We start from the raw sequence: 12,732 nt of genomic DNA, 5'->3' as shown, positions 1-12,732 counted from the left end.
CCATGCCCCTGAGCCAGCGGGACACCGAGCACGTCTTCCAGAGCCTCCGCGGAGGCACCGTTCCCGAGCGCGGTCTAGAGACCTTCGCCGTCGGCATCGAGCGCGAGCGTGGCGAGCTGCACCGGATGCTGGACCTGGCCCGGAACGGTGAAGGGAGCGTCAAGTTCCTCCGGGGCGGCTATGGGTGCGGCAAGACGTTCCTGGCCCGGTTGACGACCGTGGATGCCCAGGAGCGCGGCTTCGCAACCAGCTTCGTCGTGGTCTCGGACAACGACCTGCACTTCCACCGGTTCGACAACGTGTACCGGAAGGTCGTGGGGAACCTGGGCACCAGCGCGTGTCCTCTTGGCGCGCTCGCAGACATCCTCGACCGCTGGGTCGCCAGCGTGGAGGAGTCACTCATCGCCCTGGGGAAGGATCCGGACGCGCCAGGGTTCGATGCCGCGGTGCTCGCGAAGCTGGACGAGGAGTTGGTCGCCCGGACGAGCAACGAAGTGCCCGCCGACTTCGTGCGCGTGGTGCGGACCATTTTCGAGCTGAAGCAGAAGGGTCAGCTCGCGGACGCCTCCGCCCTGCTCTCCTGGCTGTCCGGGAGCGAGAACGTCGCGGCGGGCGCCAAGAAGCTGGCCGGCATCAAGGGGGAGATCCAGAGCACCGATGCGCTCGCGTACCTGCGGGGCATCCTGGCCATCGTGAAGGGCGCGGGCTACGCGGGGCTCGTCATCATCATCGACGAGGCGGAAACCATCCTCCGGATGAAGGCGGACGTGCGTCAGAAGTCACTGAACGGGATGCGGCAGATCCTGGATGCCGCAAGCGGATTCCCTGGACTGCTCTGGGTCTTCACCGGCACGCCCGACTTCTTCGACACGAACCGGGGCGTGAAGGGTCTTCAGCCGCTCCATGAGCGCATCCAGTTCACGCAGGTGGACGGCTTCGCACCGCTCAAGCAGCCACAGCTCGCGCTCAAGCCATTCGATTTGAAGCGGCTGAAGGAGGTCGGGATGAAGCTCCGCTCCATGTACCCGACAACCGACCGTCGCCGCTTCGAGGTGACAGTCACCCCGGACTACTTGGACTCGCTGGTGCAGGAGGTCTCATCAGGGCTTCGCGCCGACGTGGGCGTGGTGCCCCGACAGTTCCTGCGCCGCCTGGTAAGCGTGTTCGACATTGTCGAGCAGGAACCGGAGTTCCGGCCAGCTCCGGGCAAGCCGCCCATTGAGCCTGCGCTGACCCACACCGAGGCAAGCCTCCGCGAGGGCAAGCCCGAGTACGACCCCGACCCGGGCGACAACCAGGGCTACGAGGTCGTGAACTTCTGAGGCCCCCATGAGCGCGTTCTCCCGGTTCCCCCCGCGTTTGCAGGAGGCCATCGTCAGCCGCCTCGGGTTCACCGGGCTCAGGCCCGTGCAGGAGCTCGCGGCGGAGGTGCTGCTCGACGGCAAGAACGCGGTCGTCCTCGCACCCACCGCCGGAGGGAAGACGGAAGCCTCCCTCTTCCCCGTGCTGGCCGAGCTCATCGAGCGGCCTGTCTCGGGGGTGGGTGCGCTGTACGTGGCGCCTATCAAGGCACTCCTCAACAACCAGGAGGAACGGCTTGGGACGTACACCGAGATGGTCGGACTTCGTCGCTTCGTGTGGCACGGAGACACGCCGGACCGGGCGAAACGTGCCTTCGTCAAGGAGCCCTGTGAGCTGCTGATGACCACACCGGAATCGCTGGAGGTGATGCTCATTTCACCGCGCGTTCCCGTGCAGTCGCTGTTCTCGCAGCTCAAGTACGTCGTCGTGGACGAGATCCATGCGCTTGCCGGGACAGACCGGGGGGCACACCTGCTTTCCGTCATCGAGCGGCTGGCGGCGCTTGGTGGCGGAGACATTCAGCGGGTTGGCCTGTCCGCCACCGTGGGGAACCCGGCTCAAATCCTCACCTGGCTGAAAGGATCCTCCCGCCGTGACGGAGCAGTGGTGGACCCACCCCGGCAGCCGACGCAACGGAAGCTTTCGGTCAGCCTCCCGGGCACTGTCTCGGATATCGCGCGATCAGGCGCTGGGCTGGCGCGAGGGAAGAAGAGCCTGTTCTTCTGCCAGACACGCTCGCTCACCGAAGCGGTATCGGAACGGATGCGGGGCCAGGGCACCGACGTCTTCGTGCATCACAGCTCGGTGTCACTCGAGGAACGAACACTCGCCGAAGACCGCTTCCACCATGGCCGGGACGCCTGCATCGTGTGCACGTCCACGCTCGAACTCGGCATCGACGTGGGCGACCTGGATGCAGTGCTGCAGGTGAATGCGCCCTCCACCGTGTCGTCCTTCCTGCAGCGGATTGGACGGACAGGGCGCCGCGCCGGACAGGTCTCGAACATGGCGTTCCTCTGCGAGGACACCGACTCGCTGCTGCTGGCCATCGCGCTCATCGAACAGGCCCGCACGGGTTGGGTGGAAGCCGTTCCCGTCCAGCCGCGCTGCTGGCCCGTGCTGGTGCAGCAACTCATGGCGCTCTCACTCCAGTTCGGGGCCATCTCCCCCGAGGATGCCTGGATGCAGCTCTCGCGTGTGTCGGACTTCCAGGGCATTTCCGTCGAAGAGTTCCAGGCACTCCTCCGACACCTGATCGCGAAGGACTTCCTCTTTGAGTCCGGCGGCAAGCTCTCGTTGGGGGACCGTGCCGAGCGGCTCTTCGGCCGGAAGAATTTCGCCGAGTTGTACGCCGTCTTCACGAGCCCGGTGATGTACCGAGTGCTCGCAGGCGCGCAGGAACTGGGGTCCATTGAGCCTGCCTTCGTCGAGCGGCTCGTGGAGGGCATGAGTTCGTTCCTGCTCGGAGGCCGCGCCTGGGTGGTGGACAGGCTCGTCCACAGCGACCGGGAAGTGCACGTGCGCACCGCCCCAGCCGGGAAGAAACCCACCTGGGGTGGATTCATGCCGCAGTTCCTTGGCCGTGAAGTGTGTCAGCGCATCCGGGCCGTCCTGGAGGCAGACATGCCCATCGCCTACCTTGAGGAGGGAGCCGTCCGAGCACTTCAAGCGCTGAGGGATGACCTCGGCCCACTCCTCCGCCGTGTGGGGCCTGCGGTGCAGATTGATTCCGACGGAAACGCGCTCTGGTGGAACTTCGCTGGCGGGCGCATCAATCACACCCTGAAGTACGCGCTTGAACTCGCACATGGTTGGAAGGTGGTTCCAGACAACTTCTTCGTGCGAATCAGCGGCGCGGGCGCGTCGCACAAGGAAGTCGCCCAAGGATTGGCGGGCGTCTCCAACGCCGGGTTCTGGTCTGCGCCCGGCAGGATCCCGTCCATTACAGCAAGGATCCCCGCGTACCGCCTGAGCAAATTCCAGGACGCACTCCCCGAGGCGGCAGTGGCTGAAATGCTGGGAAGCTCATTCCTCGACGTGAACGGCGCACGACAAATCCTCGAAGGAATCAGCCCCGGACACTGAGGGAGTTCCAACGCCCCCAAAACCTTTCCAGCTGGAAAAGGCCCCCCCGGCCCTGCCCCCACCTTGGTGCTGCTCGTCGTGGAAGGGGGGGCGGCACGCGCGAGCGCTCCGTGTGCATGGACGACGGCAACGGCCTGGAGGTCATCGCGGAAACAGACCTGCGCCCTGGACACCCAGCGGGGAAATGCATCGCGTTGAGCAGCCCCCTCGTCCCTGGGGGCATCGGCCCGGCGCGAGGCCACGGCCATGCACACCTTGCGGGTGGATGCTTCGCGCCGTCGCCCGTGCGTGCCCGGTGCGGACGCCCACCCTCGCCTGCGCGCGCACGGGAGCTCCTCCGCCATGGAAACCACGCGTCCGGCCCTCGCCCTCCTGCCCGGTCACGTCGTCGTCTCGCTGAACTTCGATGATGGTCTGGCCACGCAGGCGACAGGAGCCTCCATCCTGGAGGCCCATGGCATGCGCGGCACCTTCTACGTCCACAGCACCCGGATGGGACTGTCCGGCCGCCTCACGCTCGCCCAGGTGCGCGCATTCCAGGCCGCCGGCCATGAGATTGGAGGTCACACGCTGACCCATCCGCGTCTCACCCAGCTCTCCGCGGACGAGCAGCGCAGGGAGATCTGCAACGACCGGGTCGCGCTGCTGAACGCCGGCCTCCGCGTCACCTCGTTCGCGTACCCCTTCGGCGACAAGGACTCGACCACGCGGCAGATTGTGAAGGATTGCAATTACAACTCGGCGAGGGAGAGCGGCGGCCTGCGCACCGCCACCGGCGGCAGCGGCAACCCGTACGCCGAGCCCGTGCCGCCCGCAGACGCGTATGCCATCCGCACCCACGGCTCCGTGCAGGCCACCACCACGCTCACGGACCTGAAGAACTACGTCCTGCGCGCGGAGGAGGCGGGAGGCGGTTGGGTGCCCATCGTCTTCCACCACCTCTGCGGGCCGTGCAACCCACCGCAGACCTACTCCACCGCGCCGGCCACGCTGTCGGCGTTCCTGGACTGGCTTCAGCCTCGCGCGTCGAGGGGCACCACCGTCGCCACCATGGACGCGGTCATCGGCGGCGTGCTGAAGCCGCCCGTGAGCTGGCCGCCCTCGCAGCTCTTGAAGAACCCCTCGCTCGAAGCGGACGCCAACGGGGATGGGACGCCGGACTGCTGGCAGCGCGGCGGTTTCGGGACCAATACGTTCACCTGGACGCGGACCTCGGATGCCCACGGAGGGAGCTGGGCCCAGCAGGTGCGCATCACGCAGATCTCCAGCGGCGACCGGAAGCTCATCACCCGGCAGGACGACAGCAGCTGCACGCCTCCGGTGACGGCGGGGCATCACTACCGGATCACCGCCTGGTACAAGGCCACCACGCCGGTGCGGTTCAAGGCGTACTACCGGAACAGCGCGGGCGCCTGGGACTACTGGGCCCAGGGCCCCCTGCTGCCCGCGCGAACCAGCTACACCTTCGCCGAGTGGACCACGCCCGCGGCCCCCTCCGAAGCCCGGGCGCTCAGCGTCGGGCTGTCCATCGATCAGGTCGGCACGCTCACCATGGATGACTTCGCGCTCTCGGATGTGGAGGCGAGCCCGTCACCTTGAGTCCGTGAAGTCATGATTGCCCGCGCAGGTTTTCGTCGAGCGCCGACATCCGGAGGATGGAGTGATGGTCGCCGGGGATTTCGTGCACCTCCACTCCGCCGTCAGCAAGTGCGTCCCAGCCGCCATCCGGACCCGTGGGGACCTGCGTTTCGCTCGCGCGCAGCAGGGTGACGCGGCCAGCGTAGCGTCCCGGTGTGTAGCGCCAGAGTGCGCGGAGGTTGCTCTCGTAGACGCGGTACAGGGCTTGGAGCTGTTCGGGTCCGAATCCCTGGGGCAGCACGCCGGTGCTCCTTCCCATCTCCAGCAGGCGGTCCAGCGTCGCCAGTTCGGGCACGGGCAGGCCAAGGAGCCGGGCGGTGAACTCCACGAACCGCGCGGCGATCCACTCCGCGCCCACGTCCTCCGACGGGCGCTGGTCGAAGGCGTAGGCGTCGATGAGCACGAGCTGCTCCACCTGCTCGCCCTGCTGCTCCAGTTGGCGCGCCATCTCGAAGGCCACCACGCCTCCCAGGGACCAGCCGCCCAGCCGGTAGGGGCCAGAGGGCTGGAGGGCTCGCAGCGCCTCCACGTAGCACGCGGCCATGGCCTCCACCGTCTCCAGCGGCGCGCGCTCTCCCTCGAGGCCCGGTGACTGGAACGCGTAGAACGGCTGATCCGGCCCGAGCCTCCGCGCCAGCTCCAGATACGGCAGGACGTTGCCGCTGACCGGATGGACGCAGAAGAAGGGTCGCCGCGTGCCCGTGCTCGTCAGTGGCACCAGGGGAGACAGGTGCCCCGGGGCCTGATGACGCAGCCTCGCGGCCAGCTCCTCGATCGTGCCCGCCTGGAAGAGCGACACCACGGGCAGGGTGCGACCCAGGCGCTCGCGAATGAGCGACATCATCCGCATCGCCAGGAGCGAGTGGCCTCCCAGTTCGAAGAAGTCGGACGTGATGCTGATGGGGCCTGTACCCAGCAGCTCCTTCCAGATGCCGGCGAGCAGCAGCTCCACCGCGTCGCGCGGCGCCACGTGGACCCGCTCCGGCTCCGAACGAAGGGCCTCCGGCGCTGGGAGGGCCTTGCGGTCCACCTTGCCGTTGGGCGTCAGCGGCAGCGCGTCCAGCACCACGCAGGCCGACGGCACCATGAAGTCCGGCAGTCGCTCCTTCACGAAGCGCCGCAGGTCGGCCGCATCAGGCACCGCCTTCGGCTGGGGCACGACGTACGCGACCAGGCGTCGGGCCTCGATCCCCTCCTCGCGCGCGAGCACCACGGCCTCACGCACGTCCGCGTGTCGGCGCAGGGTCGCCTCGATTTCGCCCAGCTCGATGCGGAAGCCGCGCACCTTCACCTGCTGATCGATGCGGCCCTGGTACTGGAGCACGCCCTCGGGCAGCCACCGCACGCGGTCTCCCGTGCGGTACAGCCGTGCCCCAGGCTGCTGGCTGAACGGATCCGGCACGAAGCGCTCGGCCGTCAAATCAGGCCGGTCGAAATAGCCACGGGCCAGGCCGGCGCCGCCCAGGTACAGCTCGCCCGCCACACCCTGCGGCACGGGCTGGCCGAGCGCATCCAGCACGTACGCGCGCGTTCCGTCGAGCGGCCGGCCCACGGTCGGCTCTCGCGTGGCTCCTCGGGGCGCCAGCGCCCAGGTCGAGTACGTCGTGTCCTCGGTGGGACCGTAGAGGTTGAGCACCCGCTCCACGCCGGGGGCAGCCTCGTGGAGGGCCTGCACCAGCGAGTTGGCGAGCGGCTCTCCGGCCAGGTTCACCGTGCGCACCGAATCCGGCACGGCGTTGGCGCGCACCAGCTCCGCCATCGCGGACGGCACGGTGTTGATGAGCGTCACCCTCTGGGCCGCCGGAAGCGACGGGAGTTCGAGCGCGTTGCGCGCCATGATCACGGCGCCGCCTCGGGTGAGCGGTGCGAACAGCTCGAAGACGGACAGGTCGAAGTTGAGCGACGTGGAGGCCAGGACACCCGCCAGCTCGTCCGAGGCGAAGGCCCGCGCCGTCCAGCGCAGGAAGGCCACGGCGCTCCGGTGCTCCAACGCCACGCCCTTGGGACGACCCGTGCTGCCTGACGTGAACAGCACGTAGGCCAGGTGATCCGGAGCCGTGCCGGAGACAGGCGCGTGCCCGGACTCCGCCGCGGAGCCGTGCGCCTCATCGAGCACCACCCGGACCACGTCCACGGAAGGCAGCGAGTCCAACAGCGCGCGCTGCCCCACCAGCACCCGAGGCTTCGCATCCTCCAGCATGAAGGCCAGCCGCTGGGGCGGGTACGCCGGGTCCAGAGGCACGTAGGCGCCGCCCGCCTTGAGGATGCCGAGCACCGCCACCACCAGCTCCGCATTGCGCTCCGCGCAGAGGCCCACGCGCACCTCGGGCCCCACGCCGAGGCCGCGCAACTGCCACGCCAGCCGGTTCGCCCGCTGGTCGAGTTCCCGGTACGTCAGCGCCACGTCGCCGGAGACCACCGCCACCGCGTCGGGGGTGATCGCAGCCTGTCGCTCCACGAGCGTGTGGAGGCACGCATCCGCGGGCCCTCCGGAGCCGGTGTCGTTCCACTCCACCAACAACCGCCGCTGCTCCGCCGCTCCCAACAGGGGGAGCGCGAAGACGGAGCGTTCGGGCTCGGCGATGGCGCCTTCGAGCAGCGCCTTCAGGTGTCCCAGCAGTCGCTCCACCGTCGCGGGCTCGAACAGGGCAGTGCTGTACTCCAGCCCTCCGGTGAGGCCGTCCTCGCCGTCCACGAAACCGAGCGTGAGGTCGAACCGGGCCACCCGGTGCTCCACCTCCACCGGCTGGAGCGTCAGGCCGGACCGGGCCTGCTCCACTGCCTTGGGCGTGCTGTCGAACGTGAGCATCACCTGGAAGAGAGGCGCGTGGCTCAGGCTGCGCTCGGGACGCAGCTCCTCCACGAGCTTCTCGAAAGGCACGTCCTGGTGCGCGTACGCGCCGAGCGTCACCTCGCGCACCCGGGCGAGCAGCTCGCGGAAGGAGGGATGGCCGTCCAGCCGTGTCCGCAGCACCAGCGTGTTGACGAAGAAGCCGATGAGCCCCTCCGTCTCCGCCCGCGTACGTCCCGCGATGGGCGAGCCGATGCTCACATCGTCCTGACCCGAGTAGCGCGCCAGCACCGCCTGGAACGCCGCCAGCAAGACCATGAACGGAGTGACGCCCTCACGGCGGCCGAGCACATGCACCGCCTGGGACAGCTCTCGGCCCAGCGAGAAGGGAGCGAAGGCGCCTTCCAGCGACTGCACCGCGGGACGGGGCTTGTCCGTGGGCAGCTCCAACAGGCGAGGTGCTCCTTCCAGCCGCTCCTTCCAGTAGCCGAGCTGCGCCTCCAGGACTTCTCCCTGGAGCCATTCGCGCTGCCAGACCGCGTGGTCCGCGTACTGGAGCGGCAGCTCCGGCAGCCGTGGTGTCTGGCCCTGGGAGAAGGCCGCGTAGAGCTCCGTCAGCTCGTGCACCAGCAGCCCCATGGACCAGCCGTCGGAGATGATGTGGTGCATCACCAGCACCAGCACGTGCTCCTGCTCGGACAGCAGGAGCAGCGAGGTCCTCAGCAGCGGCCCCTGCTCCAGGTTGAACGGGTGCTGCGACGCATCCTGCGCGAGACGCCTCGCCTCCACTTCACGGTGGGCCTCCGGCAGCGTGCGCAGGTCCACCACCTTGAGGCGTGCGTGGCCCTGGGGGTCGATGACCTGCACGGGCGCGCCGCTCTCGATCCGGAACGTGGTGCGCAGGGATTCATGCCGACGCACCAGCGCGTCGAAGCTCCGCTCCAGCGCGGCCACGTCCAGGGTGCCGGTCAGCTTCACCGCCGAGGGCACGTTGTAGACAGTGCTGCCCGGCTCCAGTTGATCCAGGAACCACAGGCGCTGCTGGGCGAACGACAGGGGGAGCGCGCCGTCGCGTGAAGCCCGCTTCAAGGGCGGGACCTGGACACCTGCCGCGGCAGCCCGTGCGACCTCCACTCGCTGCGCCAGCCGAGCAACCGTGGGGGATTCGAACAGCTCGCGCAGCGGCAGCTCCACCTGGAGGGACTCACGGATCCGCGAGACGAGCTGCGTCGCCAGCAGCGAGTGGCCGCCCATTTCGAAGAAGTCGTCGTGGCGCCCCACCCTCTCGTGACGGAGAACCGTGGCCCACAGCCCGGCCAGCAGCTCTTCCGTGGGCGTGCGAGGCGCTTCGTATTCACGCCGCGCGCCTTCCGCCGTGGACTCCGGTGCGGGCAGGGCCTTGCGGTCCACCTTGCCGTTGGGCGTCAGGGGAAGCGTGGGCAGAACCACGTAGGCCTGAGGCACCATGTACTCCGGGAGTCGCTGCTTCACGTGGCTCCGGAGTTCGCTGGCTTCCAGCACCGCGCCTTCCTGTGCCGTGACGTACGCCACCAGTCGCTTGCCTTCCGCACCCTCGTCTCTCGCCACCACCGTCACTTCGCCAACCCCGGCGTGCAGGGCGAGTGCGGCTTCCACCTCGCCCAGCTCGATGCGGTAACCCCGCACCTTCACCTGCGTGTCCGTGCGACCCAGGAACTCCAGCGTGCCGTGGTTCAACCACCGCACCTTGTCGCCCGTGCGGTAGAGCCGCGCTCCGTCTCCGAAGGGATTGGGGATGAAGCGCTCCGCCGTCAGCTCGGGCCGGTTCACATACCCGACGGCCAGGCCTTCGCCTCCGACGTACAGCTCACCCGGCACGCCCACCGGCACCGGCTGCATCGCCCCGTCCAGCACGTACCCCGTTGTGTTCCGGATGGGCCGGCCGATGGACACGGAGGTGCCCACGTCCTCGGGCCGCTCCATCCGCCAGGTGCTGGAGAACGTCGTGTTCTCCGTCGGGCCGTACCCGTTGATGAGCACACCTCCGGAGGCAAGCCGCTCCTTCACGCGGCCCACGGGCAGTACGTCGCCACCGGCCAGCACCTGCTTCACCTTCGCCAGGGCCTGCGGTTGCCTCGCCTGCATCTGCTCGAAGAGTGCGGCCGTCAGCCACAGCGACGTGATGCCCGACGCCTCCAGCGCGCGGCCCAGTTCCTCCAGCGAGGGCGTGCCCGATGGGTACACCACCAACTTCGCCCCGTGCAGCAGGGCGCCCCAGAGTTCCAGCGTCGAAGCATCGAAGGAGATGGGCGCCAGTTGCAGCCACACCTCCTCCGGCCCGAAGTGCGCGAAGTCCGTCCCCAGCACCAACCGCGACACGGCTCGGTGCGGCACACCGACGCCCTTGGGCTGCCCCGTGCTGCCCGACGTAAACATCACGTAGGCCAGAGGGTCGCCACCGACGCTCGGGCTCGGGTTGCTCTCAGGCTGGCGTGCAATGGAACCCCACTCGGTGTCCACGCACACCAACCGCTGACCTTCGTCGAGGCTCACGGACTGAAGCAGCTTCCGTTGGCCGACCAGCAGTGACACTCCGGCCTCGCGCTTCATCCATGACAGCCGCTCCAGGGGGTAGCTGGCATCCAGCGGGACGTACACGCCTCCCGCCTTCAAGATGCCCAGCACACTCACCACCAACTCCAGCGAGCGCTCCACGCACAGCCCCACCCGCACCTCGGGCCCCACGCCCATGGTCTTCAGGTGGTGCGCGAGCTGATTGGCCCGCTGGTTCAACGCCGCGTACGTCAGTCGCTGGCCTTCGTACTCCACCGCCACCGCTTCCGGCGTGCGCTGCACCTGTGCCTCGAAGAGGGCGTGCAGGCTGGCGTCACGCGGGTATTCCGCCGCCGTGCCGCTCCACTCCTTCACCAACCGCTGCTGCTCCTCCGGCCCCATCAGCGGCAGTTCCCACAGCCGCTTTTCAGGGTCAGCAACCGCCGCCTCCAGCAGCACGCGCAGGTGCCCCAGCAGCCGATCCATTGTCTCGGCTTCAAACAGGTCGCTGTTGAACTCCAGACCGCCTGACAGGCCTTCTTCCGACTCCCCCAGGCCGAGCGTCAGGTCGAACTTCGCCGTCTTCCCCGACGACTCCGCCGCCTCCAGCTTCAGCCCCGACAGGCTCACCGCTCCGCCCGGCGCGTTCTGCAGCACGAACATCACCTGGAAGAGTGGCCCCCGGCTCAAGTCACGCTCAGGTTGCAGCTCCTCCACCAGCTTCTCGAACGGCACTTCCTGGTGCGCGTACGCCCCCAGCGTCACGTCCCGCACCTGCGCCAGCAACTGCCGGAAGCTCTGCTCCGGCGTCAGCTTCGCCCTCAGCACCAGCGTGTTGACGAAGAAGCCAATCAGCCCCTCCGTCTCCCCCCTCGTCCGGTTCGCGATCGCCGAGCCCACGCACACGTCGTCCTGCCCCGCGTACCTGCCCAGCACCGTCTGGAACGCCGCCAGCAACACCATGAAGGGCGTTGCATTCTCCCGCTGCGCCAGTCCCTTCACCGACTCCCAGAGCCCCTTCGGCCACTGCAGCGGCCTCGTGTCTCCTCGGAATGTCTGCACCGCCGGGCGCGGCTTGTCCGTCGGCAGTTCCAGTGCGCTGGGGGCTCCCTGGAGCTGCTGCTTCCACCAGGCAAGCTGGGCGTCCAGCACTTCGCCCTTCAGCCATCCGCGCTGCCACACCGCGTAGTCCGCGTACTGCACCGGCAGCTCCGCCAGCGGCGAGGCACGCCCCTGCGCGTAGGCTTCGTACAGCGCCACCATCTCGCGGACGAGGACGCCCATCGACCAGCCGTCCGACACGATGTGGTGCATCACCAGCACCAGCACGTGCTCTTCCTCCGCCAGCTTCAGCAGCGTCGCCCTCAGCAGCGGCCCCTGCTCCAGGTTGAACGGGTGCCCGGCCTCTTGCTCCGCGAGGCGCTTCGCCTCCAGTGCACGCTCAGGCTCGGGCAGTGCTCCAAGCTCCACCAGCTCCAGCCGGGCCTGCGCATTGGCGGAGATGACCTGCACGGGCATTCCGCCCTCACTCTGGAACGTGGTGCGGAGCGATTCGTGCCGGCGCACCAGCTCATCGAAGCTCCGCTGCAGCGCTCCGATGTCGAGCCTCCCCGTGAGCTTCACCGCCACGGGCACGTTGTAGAAGGAACTGCCCGGCTCCAGCTGATCCAGGAACCACAGTCGCTGCTGTGAGAACGACAACGGCAAAGGCCCCGCGCGCGAGGCCCGAACCAATGGAGGTGCCTGCACCGTCGCGCCAGACCCCGACGTGCGCTCCAGCTGCTGTGCCAGCTTCTCCACCGTGGACGCTTCGAAGACGTCCCTCAGTGGCAGCTCCACGTGGAAGGCCTCGCGCACGCGAGACACCAACTGCGTTGCCAGCAGCGAGTGGCCGCCCAGTTCGAAGAAGTCTCCGTCCAGGCCGACCCGTTCGACGTTCAGCACCTCCGCGAAGATGGCCGCCAGCTTCTGCTCGGCCACAGTGCGCGGTGCCACGAACTGAGCGCTCGCGGTGCCCTCCGTGTCCGGGGTGGGCAGGGCCTTGCGGTCCACCTTGCCGTTGGGCGTCAGCGGCAGTGCGTCCAGCACCACGTACGCCTGCGGCACCATGTACTCCGGCAGCCGCTGCTTCACGTGGCTTCGAAGCTCGCTGGCCTCCAGTGCGGTGCGCTCCTGCGCCGTGACGTACGCGACCAGCCGCTTGCCTTCGGTTCCGTCTTCCCGGGCCACGACGACTGCTTCATGGACTCCGGCGTACTGGGCCAGCGCCGCTTCCACTTCGCCCAGTTCGATGCGGTAGCCCCGCACCTTCACCTGTCCGTCAC

4 protein-coding genes are annotated in these 12,732 nt (G+C 68.5%); 3 read left to right on the top strand and 1 reads right to left on the bottom strand.

Annotation, left to right across the window (positions count from 1 at the left end):
- Positions 1–2 precede the first annotated feature (2 nt).
- From brxD to D7X12_RS10900, 3 genes are all read left to right on the top strand, one after another.
- Positions 3–1,322 carry a BREX system ATP-binding protein BrxD gene (brxD, locus tag D7X12_RS10910; protein WP_120625205.1) on the top strand — a complete coding sequence of 440 codons (1,320 nt, stop codon included), beginning with the start codon at positions 3–5 and terminating at the stop codon, positions 1,320–1,322.
- Positions 1,323–1,329: 7 nt separating this feature from the next.
- Complete coding sequence (locus tag D7X12_RS10905; RefSeq protein WP_120625204.1) at positions 1,330–3,447, top strand: DEAD/DEAH box helicase; 2,118 nt, start codon at positions 1,330–1,332, stop codon at positions 3,445–3,447.
- A gap of 342 nt (positions 3,448–3,789) precedes the next feature.
- On the top strand, positions 3,790–5,046 hold the full coding sequence (locus tag D7X12_RS10900; protein ID WP_158620026.1) for a polysaccharide deacetylase family protein: 1,257 nt from the start codon (positions 3,790–3,792) through the stop codon (positions 5,044–5,046).
- 10 nt (positions 5,047–5,056) lie between these two features.
- Here D7X12_RS10900 and D7X12_RS10895 read toward each other — a convergent pair.
- Positions 5,057–12,732, bottom strand: a 7,676-nt coding sequence (locus D7X12_RS10895) for a non-ribosomal peptide synthetase (RefSeq protein WP_147443604.1), incomplete at its 5' end; no start/stop codon positions are given.

Source organism: Corallococcus sicarius, from assembly GCF_003611735.1.
GTDB classification, from domain to species: domain Bacteria; phylum Myxococcota; class Myxococcia; order Myxococcales; family Myxococcaceae; genus Corallococcus; species Corallococcus sicarius.
Note: the sequence above shows the minus strand (reverse complement) of the source record. Positions and strands in the feature narration are given on the sequence as shown.